General features: G+C 46.0%; 1 protein-coding gene and 1 riboswitch. The gene reads left to right on the forward strand.

Features of this window, described 5'->3' with window-relative positions:
- Positions 1-133, reverse strand: a riboswitch (yybP-ykoY riboswitch). This riboswitch is flagged as partial in the annotation.
- Positions 134-242: 109 nt separating this feature from the next.
- The coding region (locus KHA85_RS20300) for a hypothetical protein (protein WP_236885850.1) at positions 243-437 on the forward strand (195 nt) is incomplete at its 3' end.

Here is a 437-nt window from a genome sequence, read left to right on the forward strand (position 1 = left end):
GTTACGTGTCTATGGTCTCGCCAACCTTACCTGGCTGCCCGCACCACGTTTCATACGGCGAAACGAGTATGTTGATACGGGCGTTTCTGGCGTTTTATTCTCCAGAAACCGGCTACTCCCCAATGACGGCGCAACCATACCATATTATTTCCGCCACCGACAACTTTATTCTGGCGTGATGTTCGCGCTTAATTGAGACTCGTTTTCATTAATCTAATTTCATGCGGGAATATAATGTAGACGTGGGTAACAATGTTGCGGAAATAATAGTCAGAGTGAAAGTGACGCAGCCCATTAATTACCCACAGGCCGCGCAAGGTTTGAGCGGTAACAAAGCGGTTATTTATTTATCTATTGATTATCAACGAAAAATTGATAAATTTTCTCCAGGTCGTCCAGGTGTGTCACCTGAACCAACAGCCGGCGCTGTTCCAGGT

This window comes from Dietzia massiliensis (assembly GCF_018390595.1).
Classification (GTDB): Bacteria; Actinomycetota; Actinomycetes; order Mycobacteriales; family Mycobacteriaceae; genus Dietzia; species Dietzia massiliensis.